17 protein-coding genes are annotated in these 19,564 nt (G+C 67.7%); 16 read left to right on the top strand and 1 reads right to left on the bottom strand.

Annotated features, from left to right (window positions below):
- Positions 1-82: 82 nt before the first annotated feature.
- The 14 genes from ASE13_RS03880 to ASE13_RS03815 all read left to right on the top strand — a co-directional run bounded on the left by ASE13_RS03880 (position 83) and on the right by ASE13_RS03815 (position 14,080).
- Positions 83-1,924, top strand: a complete 1,842-nt coding sequence (locus tag ASE13_RS03880; protein WP_056611690.1) for a TonB-dependent receptor plug domain-containing protein — start codon at positions 83-85, stop codon at positions 1,922-1,924.
- 223 nt (positions 1,925-2,147) lie between these two features.
- Positions 2,148-2,897, top strand: coding sequence for an ABC transporter substrate-binding protein (locus ASE13_RS03875; protein WP_235536831.1), 750 nt, complete (start codon positions 2,148-2,150; stop codon positions 2,895-2,897).
- Positions 2,894-3,865, top strand: a complete 972-nt coding sequence (locus tag ASE13_RS03870) for a FecCD family ABC transporter permease (RefSeq protein ID WP_056611684.1) — start codon at positions 2,894-2,896, stop codon at positions 3,863-3,865. The genes ASE13_RS03875 and ASE13_RS03870 overlap by 4 nt, the downstream gene beginning before the upstream one ends.
- Positions 3,856-4,635 (top strand): ABC transporter ATP-binding protein, encoded by a 780-nt coding sequence (locus tag ASE13_RS03865; RefSeq protein ID WP_056611681.1) that lies wholly within the window; start codon positions 3,856-3,858, stop codon positions 4,633-4,635. Before ASE13_RS03870 ends, ASE13_RS03865 begins: the two co-directional genes overlap by 10 nt.
- A gap of 89 nt (positions 4,636-4,724) precedes the next feature.
- On the top strand, positions 4,725-6,221 hold the full coding sequence (locus ASE13_RS03860) for a CoA-acylating methylmalonate-semialdehyde dehydrogenase (protein WP_056611678.1): 1,497 nt from the start codon (positions 4,725-4,727) through the stop codon (positions 6,219-6,221).
- A gap of 62 nt (positions 6,222-6,283) precedes the next feature.
- Positions 6,284-6,790, top strand: coding sequence for a hypothetical protein (locus ASE13_RS03855; protein ID WP_082596348.1), 507 nt, complete (start codon positions 6,284-6,286; stop codon positions 6,788-6,790).
- Complete coding sequence (locus ASE13_RS03850) at positions 6,787-7,719, top strand: polysaccharide deacetylase family protein (RefSeq protein WP_056611675.1); 933 nt, start codon at positions 6,787-6,789, stop codon at positions 7,717-7,719. The genes ASE13_RS03855 and ASE13_RS03850 overlap by 4 nt, the downstream gene beginning before the upstream one ends.
- Positions 7,716-8,861: an acyl-CoA dehydrogenase family protein gene (locus ASE13_RS03845; RefSeq protein WP_056611671.1), complete on the top strand. Its 1,146-nt coding sequence runs from the start codon at positions 7,716-7,718 to the stop codon at positions 8,859-8,861. The genes ASE13_RS03850 and ASE13_RS03845 overlap by 4 nt, the downstream gene beginning before the upstream one ends.
- Positions 8,858-9,901 (top strand): enoyl-CoA hydratase/isomerase family protein, encoded by a 1,044-nt coding sequence (locus tag ASE13_RS03840; RefSeq protein WP_056611668.1) that lies wholly within the window; start codon positions 8,858-8,860, stop codon positions 9,899-9,901. The genes ASE13_RS03845 and ASE13_RS03840 overlap by 4 nt, the downstream gene beginning before the upstream one ends.
- Before the next feature lie 96 nt (positions 9,902-9,997).
- On the top strand, positions 9,998-10,774 hold the full coding sequence (locus ASE13_RS03835) for an enoyl-CoA hydratase (protein WP_056611666.1): 777 nt from the start codon (positions 9,998-10,000) through the stop codon (positions 10,772-10,774).
- A 6-nt stretch (positions 10,775-10,780) separates the two neighbouring features.
- Entirely contained in the window at positions 10,781-10,990 is a 210-nt protein-coding gene (locus ASE13_RS03830) for a hypothetical protein (protein WP_056611663.1), read from the top strand.
- Positions 10,990-11,868 carry a 3-hydroxyisobutyrate dehydrogenase gene (mmsB, locus tag ASE13_RS03825; RefSeq protein WP_056611660.1) on the top strand — a complete coding sequence of 293 codons (879 nt, stop codon included), beginning with the start codon at positions 10,990-10,992 and terminating at the stop codon, positions 11,866-11,868. Before ASE13_RS03830 ends, mmsB begins: the two co-directional genes overlap by 1 nt.
- Before the next feature lie 31 nt (positions 11,869-11,899).
- The gene (locus ASE13_RS03820; protein ID WP_235536830.1) at positions 11,900-12,973 is read left to right on the top strand and encodes a calcium:proton antiporter; all 1,074 of its coding nucleotides are present in this window, start codon (positions 11,900-11,902) and stop codon (positions 12,971-12,973) included.
- A gap of 183 nt (positions 12,974-13,156) precedes the next feature.
- The gene (locus ASE13_RS03815; protein WP_056611654.1) at positions 13,157-14,080 is read left to right on the top strand and encodes a hypothetical protein; all 924 of its coding nucleotides are present in this window, start codon (positions 13,157-13,159) and stop codon (positions 14,078-14,080) included.
- Positions 14,081-14,278: 198 nt separating this feature from the next.
- Here ASE13_RS03815 and ASE13_RS03810 read toward each other — a convergent pair whose 3' ends face one another.
- Positions 14,279-15,919, bottom strand: coding sequence for an alkaline phosphatase family protein (locus ASE13_RS03810; RefSeq protein WP_056611651.1), 1,641 nt, complete (start codon positions 15,917-15,919; stop codon positions 14,279-14,281).
- Between the two features lie 77 nt (positions 15,920-15,996).
- Between ASE13_RS03810 and ASE13_RS03805 the strand changes: the two genes are divergently transcribed.
- Both ASE13_RS03805 and ASE13_RS03800 read left to right on the top strand, forming a co-directional pair.
- Entirely contained in the window at positions 15,997-18,027 is a 2,031-nt protein-coding gene (locus ASE13_RS03805) for a protein-disulfide reductase DsbD family protein (RefSeq protein ID WP_056611648.1), read from the top strand.
- Between the two features lie 71 nt (positions 18,028-18,098).
- A complete protein-coding gene (locus ASE13_RS03800) occupies positions 18,099-19,559 on the top strand; it encodes a circularly permuted type 2 ATP-grasp protein (RefSeq protein ID WP_200955567.1) in 1,461 nt (486 codons plus the stop codon).
- The last annotated feature ends 5 nt before the right edge of the window (positions 19,560-19,564 follow it).

The following is a 19,564-nucleotide window of genomic DNA, read 5'->3' as shown; positions in this document are numbered from 1 at the left end:
ATGCCCTCGCGTGAGCGACACCGTTTAACCGGGTCGCCGCGCCATTTTCGGCAAGACGACCCCAGACGAAGGTGTCTTTGCCGTGACCAAGTTGAAGCTGTTTCTCTATGCCTCCGCCGCATTGCTGCCGGCCGTGGCGCATGCCCAGTCGGACGACGACCGGATCGTCGTCGTCGCGTCGGGCGTCGAGCAGGAGGCCGAGACCACCGGCCGCTCGATCACCGTGCTCGACCGCGATTTGATCGAGGCGCGCCAGACCGTCTCGCTCTCCGACCTCCTCGCCACCACGCCCGGCGTCTCCTCCACGCGCAACGGCGGTCCGGGCGGCGTGACGGCGGTCCGCATCCGCGGTGCCGAGGACGCACAGACCCTGGTGCTGATCGACGGTGTCCGCGCCAACGACCCCTCCGCTCCCGCCGGCGCCTTCGACTTCGGCAATCTGCTGACCGGCACGGTCCAGCGCGTCGAGATCCTGCGCGGCCCCAATTCGGTGATCTGGGGCAGCCAGGCCCTGGGCGGCGTGGTCAATGTGGTCACCCAGAAGCCCGTCGACGGGATCGAGGCACGCGCCAATGCCGAATATGGCTATGCCGACCAGGTCTCGGCCAACGCCGCGGTCGCCGCGGGCAACGACACGGTGCAGGGCGCGCTGACCGGCGGCTATTTCCGCACCGACGGCATCTCGCAGGCGGCAGCGGGCACCGAGGCGGACGGCTATCGCCAATATAATGCCAGCGGTCGCCTCCGCGTCGAGTTCGCGCCGGGCTTCGGTGCCGATCTGCGCGGCTATTACGCCAATTCACGGCTCGAACTCGACGGCTTTCCCGCCCCCACCTACACCTTCGCCGACACCGACGAATATTCGACCGCGAAGGAGCTGTACGGCTATGCCGGGCTGTTCGCCAATTTCGGCCCGTTGGAAAATCGCGTCGCCTTCACCATCGCCGACGTCAATCGCGACGGCTATGATCCGGCGCCCGGCGCCTTCACGCCGCATTATCTCTATCGCGGTCGCAGCGAGCGCTACGAGTATCGCGGCGACGCGAAGCTGGTCGAGCAGGTCCGCGTGACCTTCGGCGCCGAGCGCGAGAACCTCCGCTTCTACGACGGCAGCGATACCTACCGCGCCGACATCACCAGCTTCTACGGCCAGGCGATCGTCACGCCGATCGAGGCAGTGACGCTCACCGCGGGCATCCGCAACGACGATCACAGCCGCTTCGGCGGGCGCACGACCTGGGGCGCCAGCGCTGCGGTCAAGCCGTTCGAGAGCACCTTGCTCCGCGCAAGCTATGGCGAGGGCTTCAAGGCGCCGACGCTCTACCAGCTGTTCGCGCCCTTCTACGGTACCGACACGCTCCAGCCCGAGACGGCGAAGAGCTGGGAAGCCGGCGTCGAGCAGAGCGCGCTTGCCGGCGCCGCCAAGCTGGCCGTGACGTATTTCCACCGCGACACCCGCAACCAGATCGACTTCGATCTGGTCAGCTTCACCTACGCCAACATCGCCCGCACCCGCGCCGAGGGTGTCGAGGTCGAACTCGCCCTGAAGCCGGTCGCGGCGTTTACCGTCACTGCCAACTACACCTATACCGATGCCGAGAACCGCTCGGCAGGCTATGAAGGCAACCAGCTGGCGCGCCGTCCGCAGGACACCGCCAGCCTCTCGGCCGATTACCGCCTGCCGTTCGGACTTTCGCTGGGGGGCACGGTGACGATCGTCGGGGACAGCTTCAACGACCAGGGAAACTCCACCCGTCTCGACGGTTTCGCGCTCGGCAGCATCCGCGCCGAGATGCCGATCGGCGATCGCTTCGCGGTGTACGGCCGCGTCGAGAACCTGACCGACGAGAAGTATCAGGTGGTTTCGGGCTACGGCACTTATGGGCGCGCGGCCTATGCCGGCGTGCGGATTCGCCTCAACTGATGATCAGCCCCCCCACCGTCATGCCGGACTTGTTCCGGCATCCACTGTGCCGCTTGGTGAGACCAATTCGGCAGGAGCCGAGCCGTCTTCGCCTGGCTGCCTGGTGGACCCCGGAACAAGTCCGGGGTGACGATGGCGGATGGCAAGGATGAAACGCGCCGTGCTTCTCTGCCTCGCGGCAGCCGGATGCGCGGCGCAGCCTTCGCCGCACGGGGGCGGGATCGTGTCGCTTAACCCGTGCGCCGATGCGATGCTGGTCGAACTGGTCCCGCCCGACCGCATCGCCGCGATCAGCCATTATTCGCGCGATCCCGGCGCGACCTCGATCCCGCTCGAGGTCGCCCGGAAATTCAACGTCAACAACGGCACCGCCGAGGAGATCATCGCGCTGCGCCCCGATCTCGCGGTCATCGACAGCTTCGCTTCGGTCTCGACGCGCGAGGCGCTGGCGCGCGCCGGCGTGAAGACGTTCACGCTCGGCTGGGCAAGCACGATCGCCGACAGCAAGAGGCAGGTGCGCGAACTCGCCGCCGCAGTCGACGCCGTGCCCGCCGGCGAAGCGATGGTCGCGAGGATCGACCGCGCCGTAGCTGACGCGCGCACCGATCGTCCGCCGGTCCCTGCTTTGCTCTGGATCGGCGGCAACACCGTCAACGGCGCGAACACCTTGCTCGACGAGATGATGGTCAAGGCCGGCTTCAGCGACCATGCTGCGCATTATGGATTGCAGGGCACCGGCTATCTCCCGATCGAGCATGTCGTGGCCGATCCGCCGCGGGTGATGCTCGTCCCCGATCAGTCCGGCCGCGATGCCGATTCGCGCGCGGCACAGATGCGCGGCTGGGCGCTCGCCCGCTCGGGCGCCAGGGTCCACCAGGCGCATTTCCCGCGCAGCCTCGTCAATTGCGGCGGGCCGGTGATCGCGAAGGCGATGACGCGGCTGGCCGAAGTGCGGCGCGAGGTGACGCCGTGAACCGCCCGCTGCTGATCCTCGGCCTCGCAGTGCTGGTGGCCCTGCTGTTCGCCGGCTCGTTGATGGCGGGCAAGGTCTGGGTGCCGCCGTCCGTCTGGTTCTCGGGCGACCCGCGCTGGTGGATCCTTGCCGAGCTGCGCCTCCCCCGCGCGATCCTCGGGCTCGCGATCGGTGCGGCCTTGGGGCTGACCGGCGCGGTGCTGCAGGGCTATCTGCGCAACCCGCTCGCCGATCCGGCGGTGGTCGGCGTCTCCTCCTCCGCCGCGCTCGGCGCGGTCGCCGCGATCGTGGTGTTCGCCGCCAGCGCACCGCTCGTCATCTTCGGTGCCGCGATGCTCGCCGCATGCGGATCGATGCTGCTGCTCGCCGGACTAGCATGGCGCGCCGACAGCCAGGTCGCCTTCATCCTCGCCGGCACCGTACTCGCCAGCCTCGCCGGCGCGCTCACCGCCTTCCTGATCTCGATCGCCCCCAATCCGTTCGCCACCGCCGAGATCATCGACTGGATCATGGGGGCGCTCACCGATCGCAGCTTCGCCGAGGTCCAGCTGGCTTTGCCCTTCATCGCGATCGGCTGCGCGCTTTTGCTGTTCACTGGGCGCGCGCTCGACGCGCTGACTTTGGGCGAAGACGCGGCGCACTCGCTCGGGGTGCGGCTCCAGCGTACCCAGATGCTGATCGTGCTCGGCGCAGGGCTCGCGGTCGGCGCCAGCGTCGCCGTGACGGGGGTGGTCGGCTTCGTCGGGCTGATCGTGCCGCATCTGCTCCGCCCGCTGACCGGCGCCAAGCCCTCGGCGCTGCTTCTCCCGGCGGCGCTGGGCGGTGCCGCACTGGTCCTCGCCGCCGACAGTCTGGTGCGGCTCGGTCCGGGCGCATCGGAAATCCGGCTCGGCGTGGCGATGGCTTTGCTCGGCACGCCCTTCTTCTTCCTGCTCTTGCTCAAAATGCGGCGCTCGGCATGGAGCTGAGCGTCAGCGATCTCGCCGTCAGCCTCGGCAATCGCCGGGTGCTTAGCGGTGTCACCGCCGCCTTCCAGCCGGGTCGCGTCACGGCGATTCTCGGCCCCAACGGCTCGGGCAAGTCGACTCTGGTCAAGACGCTCGCCGGGCTGCTCGACGCCGATGCCGGGCACGTCAAGCTCGGCACCCGCCATATCGCCCGGATCGAGCCGCGCGAGCGCGCCCGGCTGATCGGCTATCTGCCGCAGGACGCGACGGTGCACTGGAACATGAACGTCCGCGATCTCGTCGCGCTCGGCCGATTGCCGCATCGCTCGCCCTTTGCCGGCACTTCGCAGGCGGACGCGATGGCGATCGGCGCGGCACTCGGCGCCACCGATACGCACCCCCTCGCTGATCGCGGCACCGACCAGCTTTCGGGCGGCGAGCGCGCGCGCGTCCTGCTCGCCCGCGTGCTTGCCGGCGAGCCGCAATGGCTGCTCGCCGACGAGCCGCTCGCCAGCCTCGATCCGGTCCATCAGCTCGGGCTCCTCGACCAGCTCCGCGCGCTCGCCGCGACCGGGATGGGCGTGGTGATCGTCCTCCACGACCTGATCCAGGCCGCGCGCGCGGCCGACGACGTGCTGCTGCTCAAGCAAGGCGAAGTGGTGGCATTCGGCCCCGCCGTCGAGGCGCTGGCGCACCAGCCACTGCGTGAGGCGTTCGGAGTGGAGGTGATGATCGTCCCCGACGAACAGGGCCGCCTGCTGCCCGTGCCGATTGGCCGCACCAAGCTTTGACCGGGGGCTGACAGCCGAAACCGGCTGTGCCATTGCGCAATAAAATTACACGACGAGTCGGGCCATCGCTGCCCGCCGCAGGAGAGTTTATGCGCACGATCGACCATCTCATCGCGGGTCATGCAGGCGGCGGCGCGGGCCGCACCTCGGACGTTTTCGATCCCAACACCGGCCAGGTCCAGGCCCGCGTTTCGCTGGGCACCCAAGCCGATCTCGACCGCGCCGTCGCCGCCGCGCAGGCCGCGCAGCCAGGCTGGGCCGCGACCAATCCGCAGCGCCGCGCCCGCGTGATGTTCAGGTTCAAGGAGCTGGTCGAGGCGAACATGGATTCGCTCGCGCACCTGCTCTCCTCCGAGCACGGCAAGGTCATCGCCGACTCCAAAGGCGACATCCAGCGCGGGCTTGAGGTGATCGAGTTCGCCTGCGGCATCCCGCATGCACTGAAGGGCGAATACACCCAGGGCGCCGGCCCCGGCATCGACGTCTACAGCATGCGCCAGCCGCTCGGCATCGGCGCCGGCATCACGCCGTTCAACTTCCCCGCGATGATCCCCCTGTGGATGTCGGGCGTGGCGATCGCCTGCGGCAACGCCTTCCTGCTCAAGCCGAGTGAGCGCGATCCCTCGGTTCCCGTCCGCCTGGCCGAGCTGATGCTCGAGGCGGGGCTGCCGGAGGGCATTTTGCAGGTCGTCCACGGCGACAAGGAAATGGTCGACGCGATCCTCGATCACCCGGCGATCTCGGCAGTGAGCTTCGTCGGCTCGTCCGACATCGCGCATTATGTCTATCGCCGCGGCGTCGAGGCGGGGAAGCGCGTCCAGGCGATGGGCGGCGCCAAGAACCACGGCATCGTCATGCCCGATGCCGATCTCGACCAGGTCGTCGCCGATCTCTCGGGCGCTGCCTTCGGATCGGCGGGCGAGCGCTGCATGGCGCTGCCGGTGGTCGTGCCCGTCGGCGACAAGACCGCCGATGCGCTGCGGGCGAAGCTGCTTCCTGCGATCGAGAAGCTGCGGGTAGGCGTATCGACCGACAATGACGCGCATTACGGCCCGGTGGTGAACGCCGCGCACAAGCAGCGCGTCGAGAACTGGATCCAGACCGGCGTCGACGAAGGCGCCGAGCTCGTCATCGATGGCCGCGGCTTCCAGCTACAGGGGCATGAGCAAGGCTTCTTCATCGGCCCGTCGCTGTTCGACCGCGTCACCACCGACATGCAGTCGTACAAGGAAGAGATTTTCGGCCCGGTCCTCCAGATCGTACGCGCGCTCGATTTCGAGACCGCGCTTCGCCTGCCCAGCGAGCACCAATACGGCAACGGCGTCGCGATCTTCACCCGCAACGGCCATGCCGCGCGCGAATTCGCGGCGCGCGTAAACGTCGGGATGGTCGGAATCAACGTGCCGATCCCCGTCCCCGTCGCCTATCACAGCTTCGGCGGCTGGAAGCGCAGCGCGTTCGGCGATGTCAACCAGCACGGCATGGAAGGCGTCCGCTTCTGGACCAAGGTCAAGACCGTCACGCAGCGCTGGCCGGACGGTTCGCCCGACGGCGGCAACGCCTTCGTCATCCCCACGATGGGATGACGGGATCGACCTTGCGCCGCCCGGCGTTGGGCTCGGAACCGAAACGATTTGAAGGACTCGAGATGCGCAAAGCCGCGATGATCGCCGCCATCAGCCTCGCCGCGCTGTCGCTCGCCGGCTGCGGTGGCGGTACCGAAAAGGCCGCGACCAACGACAGCGTGGTACTGGCCGACAACAGCGTCGCGACCACGCCTGCGCCGCCGGAAGCCGCGCCGAGCGCCACCGCCTCGCCGTCCCCCGCCCCCGATACGGGCACCGGCATCCCGGCGGCGCTGCACGGCCGCTGGGGCCTCGTCCCCGCCGACTGCACCTCGACCAAGGGCGACAATAAGGGGCTGCTGACGATCACCGGCGATACGCTGCGCTTCTACGAATCGGTCGGCACTTTGGGCAAGATCGCCGAGCGCGACACCGCCCGCATCGCCGCCGACTTTGCGATGACCGGCGAGGGCCAGAGCTGGACGCGCCGCATGACGCTCGACGCGCAGGACAATGGCCAGACGCTCGTCCGCCGCGAGCAGGGCGACGATGCAATGCCCGGCGCGCTGCGCTACCGTCGCTGCGCATGATCCGTAGCCTCGCCACCGCCCTCATCGCGCTTGTCCTGCTCGCGCTCGCCCCCGCGGCGGCCGCGCAAAAGCGCATTGCCCTCACCTTCGACGATACGCCGCGCGCCGTCGGCGCCTTCTTCACCAAGGAGGAACGCAGCAAGCGGCTCGTCGCGGCGCTCAGGAAGGCGCGGGTCGAGCAGGCCGCCTTCTTCGTCAATCCGGGCAAGGTCCAGGCGCCGGGCGACGAGGCGGTGGTGGATCGCTATGTCCGCGCCGGCCACGTCATCGCCGATCACAGCTTCAGCCACCCGCATCTCAACCAGCTCGCGGTCGCCGACTATCTCGCCGACATCGACAAGGCCGAAGCCTGGCTCAAGCCGCGCCTCGGCCGTCGCCCGTGGTTCCGTTATCCCTTCCTCGACGAGGGCGGCAGGGACAAGGCGAAGCGCGATGCCGTCCGCGCGGGCCTGGCCGAGCGCGGCCTGACCAACGGCTATGTCACTGCCGAGGGCTCCGACTGGAATATCGAGCAGCTCACGATCGAGGCGAAGAAGGCCGGCAAGGCCATCGACATGGCGGCGCTGCGCGATCTCTATGTCGAGACGCACGTCCAGGCCGCCGATTTCGCCGACGCGCTGATGATAAAGACGATCGGCCGCTCGCCGCCGCACGTCATGCTGCTCCACGAGACCGACATCGCCGCGCTCTACATCGCCGATCTGGTCAAGGCGCTGCGCGCGGACGGCTGGGAGATCGTCACCGCCGACGTCGCATATTCCGATCCACTCAAGACCGCCGCGCCCGACGTGCCCAGCGCCAACGGCACGCTCACCGAGCTGCTCGCCTGGGAAAAGGGCCTCCCCGCCCCCCGCTGGTACGAACGCAACGACCTAAGAATCGCCAACCCGCTTTTCGCCGAGCGCGTGCTGCACGAGAAACCGCAATGACCACCCAGTTCGACCTTACCGACGAGCAGCTCCAGATCCAGGAGATGGCGCGGCAATTCACCGCCGATGCGATCACGCCGCACGCCGCCGAATGGGACGAGAAGCACCTCTTCCCGCGCGCGACGATCAGGTCCGCGGCAGAACTCGGCTTCGCCTCGATCTATGTGTCCGAAGAGTCCGGCGGGATCGGTCTCGGCCGGCTCGAGGCGGCGTTGATCATGGAGGCGATGGCTTATGGCTGCCCGTCGACCAGCGCGTTCATCTCGATCCACAACATGGCGAGTTGGATGATCGACCGGTTCGGATCGCAGGCGGTCAAGGACAAGTATCTCCCGTCGCTGATCACGATGGACCGGCTGGCGAGCTATTGCCTCACCGAGCCCTCTTCCGGGTCCGACGCCGCGGCGCTCAAGACGCGCGCAGTGAAGGACGGCGATCATTATGTCGTCACCGGCACCAAGCAGTTCATCTCGGGCGGCGGCGAGAACGAGATCTATGTGACGATGGTCCGTACCGGCGAGGAGGGCCCCAAGGGCATCTCCTGTCTCGTCATCGAGAAGGGCATGCCTGGCCTCAGCTTCGGCGCGCAGGAGAAGAAGCTCGGCTGGCATTCGCAGCCGACCGCGCAGGTGATCCTCGAGGAGGTCCGTGTGCCGGCGGAAAACCTCGTCGGCGGCGAAGGCGAAGGCTTCCGCATCGCGATGATGGGGCTCGACGGCGGCCGGCTCAACATTGGCGCCTGCTCGCTGGGCGGGGCGCAGCGCTGTCTCGACGAGGCGATCCAGTACACGAAGGATCGTCAGCAGTTCGGCAAGCCGATCGCCGATTTCCAGAACACCCAGTTCACGCTCGCCGACATGGCGACCGAACTCGAGGCCGCCCGCGCGCTGCTCTATCTCGCCGCCGCCAAGGTCACCGCCGGCGCACCCGACAAGACCAAATTCGCCGCGATGGCCAAGCGCCTCGCCACCGACACCGGCAGCTCGGTGGTCGACCGCGCGCTGCAGCTCCACGGCGGCTACGGCTATCTGCAGGACTATCCGATCGAACGCTTCTGGCGCGACCTGCGCGTCCATTCGATCCTGGAGGGGACCAACCAGGTGATGCGGATGATCGTCGGACGCGAGCTCACTCGGCAATGACCGACGATGTCCTCACCTTCACCGAAGGCCGCATCGGCCGGATCCGGCTCAACCGGCCCAAGGCGATCCACGCGCTCAACACCGCGATGTGCGCCGCGATGCTCGAAGCGTTGGCGGGGTGGCGGAGCGATTCCGCGATCGAGGCGGTGCTGATCGATCACGCCGCGGGCCGGGGTTTCTGCGCGGGCGGCGACATCCGCATGATCGCCGAGAGCGGCGCGGGCGACGGAGCGGAGGCACGCGAATTCTTCCGCACCGAATATCAGCTCAACCACGCGCTGTTCACCTATGCCAAGCCGATCGTCGCGTTCATGGACGGCATCACCATGGGCGGCGGCGTCGGCATTTCGATGCCGGCCAGATATCGCGTGGCGACCGAGAACACCCGCTTCGCCATGCCCGAAACCGGCATTGGCCTGTTCCCCGACGTCGGCGGCGGCTGGTATCTCTCGCGGCTGCCGGGGCGCATGGGCGAGTTCATCGCGCTCACCGGCGCGCGGCTCGACGGCGCCGAATGCCTCGCATTGGGCATCGCGACCCACTATCTGCCCGTCGCGGCGCTCGATGGCGCCAAGGCGAAGATCATCGCCGATCCCGGATCGATTCCGTCGATCCTCGAATCGTTCGCCGTCCCGGCGCCGGAACCCAAGATCGTCGCGCATTACGAAGTAATCGACCAGCTGTTCGCGGGCCAGACGGTGGAAGGGATCCTCGCCGCGCTCGAAGCCGATGGGAGCTTCTGGTCGCTGGCGCAGCGCACGACGCTGCGCACCAAATCTCCCCAGGCGATGAAGGTCTCGCTCCACCTCATCCGTCAGGGCCGGCACATGCCCAGCTTCGAGGACGAGATGCGCCAGGAATTCGCCGTCGCCTCGCGCGTCGTCCAGCGGCCCGATTTCGCCGAGGGCGTCCGCGCGGTGATCGTCGACAAGGACAATGCTCCGCGCTGGCAACCCGCCACGATCGAAGGCGTCACCGATCACGTCATCGACCAGATTTTCGCGCCTTTGCCCGAAGACCAGGCATGGACGCCGGCATAACCGTCATCCCGGCGAAAGCCGGGACCTCGGGCCGCGAGCGGATGGCCTGCCGCCTGAGATCCCGGCTTTCGCCGGGATGACGTATTGGAGAAACTGATGTCCGACTACGAAACCATCCTCGTCGAGCAACGCAGCGCGGTCACGCTCGTCACGCTCAATCGCCCGCGGGCGCTGAACGCGCTCAACAGCCAGGTCCTGGCCGAATTGCTCGATGCGATGGCCGCGTTCGACAAGGACGCGTCGCAGGGCTGCGTGGTAATCACCGGCAACGAAAAAGCCTTCGCCGCGGGCGCCGACATCAAGGAGATGCAGGCGCAGGGCTTTGCCGACATGTACGGCCATGATTTCTTCGCCGGCTGGGACGCCTTCACCCGCACCCGCAAACCGATCATCGCCGCGGTCGCCGGCTATGCGCTGGGCGGCGGCTGCGAGCTGGCGATGATGTGCGACTTCATCCTCGCCGCCGACAGCGCGAAGTTCGGTCAGCCCGAGATCACGCTCGCGGTCTCGCCCGGTATGGGCGGCTCGCAGCGCCTCACCCGCGCCGTCGGCAAGGCCAAGGCCATGGAGATGTGCCTCACCGGCCGCATGATCGACGCCGCGGAGGCCGAGCGCGCCGGCTTGGTCGCGCGCATCGTTCCCGCCGCCGATCTGGTCGAGGATGCGGTCAAGACCGCCGCGGCGATCGCCAGCATGCCGCCGCTCGCGGTGCTGGCGAACAAGGAAATGGTCAACGCGGCGTATGAGACGACGCTGGCGCAGGGCGTCCAGTTCGAACGCCGGCTGTTCCACGCGCTGTTCGGCACCGCCGACCAGAAGGAAGGCATGACCGCCTTCGTCGAGAAGCGCCAGGCAAACTGGACGGGGAAGTAGATTGAAATGGCCGGCTATTATCGGTTTCAGGCATATGCAATTCGTGGCTTCCTGGCACTCTGGTGGCTTCTCGCGGTGCTGATCCCGACCAGTTGGTACTTCAACGGCGATCCGTTCCCGCGCTTCTGGTGGCTTTTCCATGTGATGGGAACGCTACTCACAGCGATCTTCTGGGGTGTGAGCGTCGTTCTGCTGAAATCCGCGGAGAAAAAGTGATGGCACGCATCGCATTCATCGGGCTGGGCAATATGGGGGGCGGGATGGCCGCCAACCTCGCGAAGCACGGGCACGACGTCCGCGCCTATGATCTTTCCGCCGAGGCGCTCGACAAGGCGAAGAAGGCCGGATGCCTGCCCGCCGCGGACGCCAATGCGGCGATAGAAGGCGCCGAGGCAGTGATCACCATGCTCCCCGCCGGGCGCCATGTCGAAGCCGTCTATACCGACAACATCCTGCCCCATGCCGAGCCGCATGCGATCCTGATCGATTGCTCGACGATCGACGTCGCCACTGCGCGCCGCGTCGCCGAAGCCGCCGGCGCCCACGGCCTCGCCGCAGTCGACGCCCCTGTCTCGGGCGGAATCGCGGCCGCCAATGCCGGCACGCTCACCTTCATGGTCGGCGGCAGCGAGGCGGCGTTCACGCGCGCCGAACCCTTCCTCTCGGACATGGGCAAGGCGGTGATCCACGCAGGCGCCGGCGGCGCCGGCCAGGCCGCCAAGATCTGCAACAACATGATGCTCGGCGCGACGATGGTCGCCACCTGCGAGAGCTTCGCCCTCGCCGAAAAGCTCGGGCTCGACTTGCAGAAGCTCTACGACATCGCGTCGGTCAGCTCCGGCCAGAGCTGGTCGATCACCAGCTACTGCCCGGTACCCGGGGTCGGCCCCGAAACCCCTGCCGACCGCGACTATCAGGGCGGGTTCGCCGCGGCTTTGATGCTCAAGGACCTCAAGCTCGCGCTCGAGGCCGCCGCCGGCGTCGGCGCGCAAACTCCGATGGCTGCGCGCGCCGAAGAACTCTACGAGCGTTTCGCCAACGGCGAAGGCGCGACACTCGATTTCTCGGGGATCATCCGGATGCTCAAGGGCTGACGATCTCAACCGGCACGCAAGGGGCATGGCGATGATGCGAATCCTCCAGCACTGGACATGGGCGGCGCCGGCCGCGGCGTGGTTCCTGCTGGCGACGAGCACGGGCATCGCGATTCCGTCGCTGGTGCTGGGCGTCGCGCTGATCGCCACCGTCCTCGCGGCGGTGCATCACGCCGAGACCGTCGCGCACCGGGTGGGCGAGCCTTTCGGCACGCTTCTGCTCGCCGTGGCAGTGACGATCATCGAGCTGGGCCTGATCGTCACGCTGATGAGCGCGGCCGGCGAAGGCGCCGCGACGCTGGCGCGCGACACCGTCTTCGCCGCGGTGATGATCATCCTCAACGGGCTGCTCGGCATCTGCATCCTCGTCGGCGCGATCCGGCATCGCGAGCAGACCTTTCAGCAGACCGGCGTCAGCGCCTCGCTCGCAGCGCTCTGCGCGCTGACCGTGCTCACGCTCGTCCTGCCCAACTTCACCGTCACCAGCCCCGGTCCCGCTTATGCGCCCGCGCAACTCGGCTTCGTCGCAGTGGTCTCGTTCCTGCTCTACGCGACCTTCGTGATGGTCCAGACGGTGCGCCACCGGGACTATTTTCTGCCGCCACGCGCCGCAACGCTCGATGCGGACACGCACGCCGATCCGCCGTCCAACCGACATGCGCTGATCTCCGCCGCGTTGCTCGTCGCGTGCCTCGGCGGCGTGGTGCTGCTCGCCAAGACCTTGGCCTATCCGATCGAGAAATGGGTGCTCTCGGCGGGCGCGCCGCAGGCGGTGGTCGGCGTCATCATCGCCGCTCTCGTATTGCTGCCCGAAAGCATCGCGGCGGTTCGCGCGGCGCTCGCCAACCGGCTCCAGACCAGCCTCAATCTGGGGCTCGGCTCCGCGCTCGCCACGATCGGCCTGACCATCCCGGGAGTCGCGGCCTTGTCGCTGTTCGCCGACATGCCGATCTCGCTGGGACTGGGACCCAAGAGCATCGTGCTGCTGTTCCTGACGCTGATCGTGTCGACGCTGTCGCTGGCGACCGGCCGCACGACGATCCTCCAGGGCGCGGTGCACTTGGTCATCCTCGGCGTCTATCTGTTCACGACGATCGTCCCCTGAGCCAAGCACACCGTCATCCCCGCGAAAGCGGGGACCCATCTCCGGAACGAGCAACAGAATGCGCCGGTGCGTTTGTGGATAATGTCGGAGATGGGCCCCGCTTTCGCGGGAGTGACGAAGAAGAGAGCGGGGAGAGGGCGCCGGTTAACCCCCTCTTTCCATCCGAGCGCGTAGGATCGGGTCATGCGCGCAACGATCCTCCTCCTCGCCCTCGCCACGCCGGCCGCGGCGCAGGAACGCACCGCCCCCTTCGTCGTCGCCGAGACGGGACAGGGTTACGCCACCATCGACGAGGCGGTCACGGCGATCCGCGACGATGATGCGACGATCCTGATAGCGCCCGGCACCTATCGCCAATGCACCGTGCAGACCGGCGGCAAGATCACTTTCAAGGCGCGGCAGGCCGGCACCGTGATCTTCGAAAAGGAAGTGTGCGAGGAAAAGGCCGGCTTCGTGCTGCGCGGCCGCGGCTCGACGATCGATGGCATCGTCTTCCGCGGCTATGCGGTGTCCGACGGCAACGGCGCCGGCATCCGTCACGAGATGGGCGACCTGACGATCACCAATTCGATGTTCCTCGACAGCCAGGAAGGCATCCTCGGCGGCGGGCACGAGACGGTGCGCCGGATCAGCATCGATCGCACCACGTTCGCCGGGCTCGGCCAGTGCGAGACCGAGAATTGCAGCCATGCGATCTATCTCGCGGTCGACGGCGACGTCTCGGTCACGCGCTCGCGCTTCGAGCGCGGCACCGGCGGTCATTACGTCAAATTGCGCGCGCGCCGCGTCAACATCACCGATTCGAGCTTCGACGACAGCGCCGGCAGGAAGACCAACTACATGATCGACCTGTCCGAAGGCGGCACCGGGCTGATCGCGCGCAACACCTTCGTCCAGGGCAAGAGCAAGGACAATCATTCGGGGCTGATCGTCGTCGCGGCCGAAGGGAAGACCTATCCCGCACGCGGGCTGCGGATCGAGGACAATGTCGCCAGCATGGCCCCCGGCGCGCCGCCCAACCCGGCGTTCGTCGCGGATCTCAGCGGCGACACGATCGAGCTGAGCAACAACCGCCTCACCGGAATGCGCGCCTTCGAGCGGCGCTAAATCCCGCGCCTCTGACCTTCCGGGCTCCTGCTTTCGCAGGAGCACGGCACTGGCAATGTAGGATTTGCCGTGCCAGCCTCGCGTTGCTGCTCTTTGAAACCGTCAAAATCCCACGCCTGCAAACGAACGATTATTACGCGCACTCGCAACACTATTGCCGATTCACCGTGCAAACCGTGAAACTTCGCCGCCGAAATCCTACTTGCACGTTGTCCCCGGTCCCGAATCGAGATCGAGGCAGCGTCCGTCGATCTGCACCGGCACCGGCACATGGATCAGCGCGGCCAGCGTCGGTGCGATGTCCACCGTCTCCACCGACAGCGGCTGTTCGAATCCGTTCATGCCCTTGCGCCAGAACAGGATCGGCACGCGCCGGTCATAGTCCCAGAAGCTGCCATGCGTCGCGACATAGCCGGGGCCGGGGCTGGCGATCGGCGTCACGCGCGGCTTGAGCGCGACGACCAGATCGCCCGAACGCGCCGGATCATAAGACTGGCGCGCGCGCTCGAGCAGGGTCCAGGTTTCGGGCGGTCCCTTGGGCGCACCGGTCGCGGCGATCTGGGCGCGGGTGAACACCGCCTGGACCTGCGGATGCGCCGAATAGCGGCGGATCGCCTCCGCCTCGACCGCGGCGCGCTGCGCCTTGGTCAGCTTCGGATCGTAATAGACGTCGCCCGCCGTGCTGCCGACCAAGGTCGGCCCCGCGATGCCGAGCTTGGCGGCGATCTCCTTGCCGAGTGCGCTCGCCGACAATGCCGGATCGACGCGCGCCGCCATCGGGGCGGCATGGTCGCGGTTGCGTTCGGGGAGGTCGTGCCCGCCATGATCGGCGGTCAGCGCGACGGCATAATCGACACCGGTCCTGTCGAGCACCGCGAACAATTTGCCCAGCGCCTGATCGAGTGCCGCCATCTGAAGGCACATCTCGCTGCCTTCGGTGCCGAGGCTGTGGCCGACATAGTCGGTGGCCGAGGCGCCGACGATCAGCAGGTCGGTATGCGGCCCCTGCCCCAGCTTCATGTCGGTGGCGAGCCCGGCGCCCAATGCGAGGATCGCCTCGTCGAATTCGGGCGAGGCACGGAAGGCGCGAACGTCGCCGGCGGCGCGCGCGAACCGCCCGTCACCAACCGAAAGGGTGGGAGTCACGGGCACAGCGCGGCTGCGTGCCTGGCAGAACGGCGTCAGCTCCATCGGCTCCTGCGCCTCGGCGATGCGCTCGGCGATGCCGGCGTTGACCCGCGTGACCATCGCCGGCTCGGCGCGGCCGGCATAAGAGACGAAGCCCTTGCCGTCCCACCACCAGAGCTCGTCGACCTTGTGCCCGCCCATCATCACCGCGGCGCGGTCCTTGCCTGCCACGGAGACGACCCGGCTCTCGGGATCGGCGGCCTTCATCCATTCGCCGAGCGTCGGCACCTTCAGATGCTTGTCGGAGACGGTGTATTTGCTCGAGCTGCTGCCGGGAACGCTCTCGTCCTCGGCGCAATAGACCGTCTTGTCCTCGCGTGGGGCCGAGAAATCGGTCCAGTCATTGGCGATGATCCCGGTGCGGGCGGGCCGTGCGCCGGTGAGGATCGTCGAGTGGCCGGGGCAGGTCTCGGTGGCGGCATGGCTCTGATAGCCCGAGGGGAACACCGCCCCCGACATCAGCCGCGCGAAGCCTTCGCGGAACTGGCTGCGATATTCGGCGAACAGGTCCGCCGAGAACTGGTCGACCGAGATCACCACGACGAGTTTGGGGGGCGTAGCGGGCGCGGCGGCGGCGGGTGCGGGAGCCTGCTGCGCAGCGGCAGGCGTGGCGGCGAGCAGCGCCAGCGCGGCGGGAAGAGCAAACTTCATCGAGAACGAGGCTCCGAAGCGTGAGGAAATCCGTACCCAGCTATTGTCCATCGGCCGATCCTGGGCAAGGAGGCGACATGGCCTGGCTACGTTTCTTCTTGATGTCGCTCGCGCTCTGGCTCGCGATGGGTCCCGCGTCGGCGCAAGCACCGGGCAAGGGACCGCATGTCCGCATCGAGCTGATCGCGGAAACCGGGGATCCCGCACCCGGCAGCGACGTCACGCTCGCCTTCGCCTCGACGCCCGAGCCCGGCTGGCACGCTTATTGGGAAAATCCCGGCGATGCCGGGCTCCCCGCCCGCGCCGAATGGACGCTGCCGAAGGGCGCGAGCGCGGGGCCGCTGCGCTTCCCGGTGCCGCAGCGGCTGATCATCGGCGGGCTGATGAACTATGTCTATGAGGGCCCGTTCGCACCCTTGGTGACGCTCAAGGTGCCCGCGGACGACAGGGCCGGCGATCCGTTTCCCGTCCATGTGAAGCTCGATTATCTCGTCTGCACCGACCAGATCTGCGTTCCCGAAAAGGCCGAGCTCGAGACGAAGCTGACGATCGGCGACGGCACGGTGCCGGCGGACCGCCGCGCCCGCTTCGACGGCTGGCGCGCGGCTTTGCCCAGGCCGCTCGGAGCGCAGGCGACATATCAGGTCGATGGCAGGACCTTCCGGCTGGGCGTCCCCTTTCCCGCCGCGGCTTCGGTGGCGGGCGAAGGCTATTTCTTCCCGCTGACCGACGGCGCGATCGAATATGCCGCGCCCCAGCGGATCGTACGCGACGGCGACCGGGTAGTGATCGAAGCGCCCGCCAAACGACCGACCGGCGCGATCCGCGGCGTGCTCGCTTTCGGCAGTCAGGGCTTCGTGCTCGAGGCCACGCCCGGCACCGTTGCGCCGGCAGCGGCGACGACGGGCAACTGGCTGTGGATCGCGCTGACTGCCTTTCTCGGCGCAGTGCTCGGCGGGCTGATCCTCAACGTCATGCCCTGCGTCTTCCCGATCCTTGGCCTCAAGGCGCTGAGCCTCGCCAAGGCAGGTGACGACGCCGGCAATCCACGCGGTGAGGCGCTGGCCTATGCTGCCGGCGTGGTGCTGACCTGCCTCGCATTGGGCGGCGCGTTGCTCGCGGTGCGGGCGGGCGGCGTGGCGGTCGGCTGGGCGTTCCAGCTGCAGGACCCACGCGTGATCGTCGTGCTGCTGCTGTTGGTCACGGCGATCGCGCTCAACCTTGCCGGACTGTTCGAAGTCCCCGCGCCCGCTTTCGTCAATCGCGCGTCCGCACGCGGGACTGGCGGGTCGTTCATGACCGGGGCGCTCGCCGCCTTCGTCGCGACGCCGTGCACCGGGCCGTTCATGGGCGCGGCTCTGGGCAGCGCGTTGATCCTGCCCTGGCCGGCGGCGCTAGCGGTGTTCGGCGGACTGGGGCTAGGCATTGCCTTACCCTTCCTCCTGCTCGGCTTCGTCCCGGCACTGCGCCGCCGCCTGCCCAAGCCAGGCGCATGGATGGAGACGATGCGCCGCATCCTCTCGGTGCCGATGTTCCTCACTGCGCTGGCGCTCGCCTGGGTGCTGGGGCGTCAGGCGGGCGCCGACGGGATGACGATCGGACTGGGCGCCGCATTGCTGGCGTCGCTCGGCTTGTGGTGGGCGGGCCGGCGGCAGGCACGCGGGCTCAGCCGCGCCTGGCTTCCCGCATTGCCGCTGTTCCTGCTCGCGCTCGCCGCGGTCGCGGTCGTCCGCCCGGCGCCCGCCGGTGCCGAGCCTCCCGCAGTCGCCGGTGCCGAGCCGTTCAGCGAAGCGCGACTGGCGGAACTGCGCGCGGCAGGCCGCCCGGTCTTCGCCTATTTCACTGCCGACTGGTGCCTCACCTGCAAGGTCAACGAAAAGGCCGTGATCGAGACCAGTGCGGTCGCCGATGCCTTCGCCAAGGGCAATGTCGCGGTGCTGGTCGGCGACTGGACCAATGGCGATCCGGCGCTCGGCCGCTTTATCGAGGCACACAACCGCGCGGGTGTCCCGCTCTATCTGTGGTACAAGCCGGGCAGTGGGGAGCCAGAGATACTCCCCCAAGTCCTCAGCCAATCGCTGCTCGCCGATCGGGCCGCCGCAAGATAGCCCCCCTTGTGCAACGCAGCAAAGCGTTGCAGCATGGAACTTGCAGCGATCTGCTGCACTTGGGAGCGTTGATGGCAGCAGGTGCGTTCGACGAGATTTGGGGGCATGGCGGGCCTGAGGCACCGCGGCCCGAATTCGCCGCGCTGTCGGAATGGGTGGCTGACACCCCGGCTTCCGAACTCCAGCGCCGCCAGCAATCCGCCGAGGCCGCGTTCCGCCAATTGGGCATCACCTTCGCGGTCTATGGCGACAGCGATGCCGCCGAGCGGATCATCCCGTTCGACATCGTCCCGCGCGTGTTCCTCCACCAGGAATGGTCGCGGCTGTGCGAAGGGCTGGTCCAGCGCGTCGAGGCGATCAACGCGTTCCTCGAGGACATTTACGGCGAGCGCCGGATTCTCAAGGAAGGGCTCATCCCCCCCGAACTGATCTACCGCAACGAGCAGTTCCGCCCCGAAGTCGCTGGCATCCGACCGCCGCACGGGGTGTGGGCGCATATCTGCGGAATCGATCTGGTCCGCGTCGGGCCCGACGAATTCTATGTGCTCGAAGACAATGCTCGCACCCCTTCGGGCGTTTCGTACATGCTCGAGAATCGCGAGGCCATGCTGCGGCTCTGCCCCGAACTGTTCCGCGATTTCCGCGTCGCGCCGGTCGACTCCTATCCCGATATGCTGCTTGAGACGATGCGCTCGGTGGCGCCGGGCAACAATCCCAAGCCCGTGTGCGTCGTGCTCACCCCCGGCCATTTCAATTCGGCCTATTACGAGCACAGCTTCCTCGCCGATTCGATGGGAATCGAGCTGGTCGAGGCAGCCGATTTGGTGGTCGACGACGACGTGGTCTGGGTACAGACGATCGCGGGCCGGGTGAAGGTCGACGTCATCTATCGCCGGATCGACGACGATTATCTCGATCCGCTCACTTTCCGTCCGGATTCGCTACTCGGCGTTCCCGGGCTGATCGCCGCCTATCGCGCGGGCAATGTCGCGCTTATCAACGCCCCCGGCAACGGCATCGCCGACGACAAGGCGATCTACAGTTACATGCCCGAGATCGTGAAGTTCTACTCGGGCGGCGAGGCCAAGCTGCCCAATGTCGAGACCTTCCGCTGCCGCGAGCCGCAGGCGCTGAAATACGTGCTCGACAATCTCGACGCGCTGGTGGTCAAACTGGTCGATGGATCGGGCGGCTACGGCATGCTCGTCGGCCCGACCGCGACCAAGGCGCAGATCGCCGATTTCCGCGCGGCGCTGATCGCCGAGCCACACCGCTACATCGCCCAGCCGACGCTCGCACTGTCGACGGTGCCGACGATGAGCGACGCCGGACTCGCCCCGCGCCACGTGGACTTCCGCCCGTTCGTGCTGACCGGCAGCGACGGAGTGCATGTGGTGCCCGGGGGCCTCACCCGGGTGGCGCTCCGCGAAGGCTCGCTGGTGGTCAATTCGAGCCAGGGCGGCGGGACCAAGGACAGCTTCGTGTTGATGGAGGGCACACCGTCGCAATCCCAATCGCAGACGCGGAGCTAGGCGCG

Source organism: Sphingomonas sp. Root241 (assembly GCF_001428865.1).
Classification (GTDB): domain Bacteria; phylum Pseudomonadota; class Alphaproteobacteria; order Sphingomonadales; family Sphingomonadaceae; genus Sphingomonas.
The sequence above is the reverse complement of the archived record's forward strand: the minus strand, read 5'-3'. Positions and strand labels throughout refer to the sequence as shown.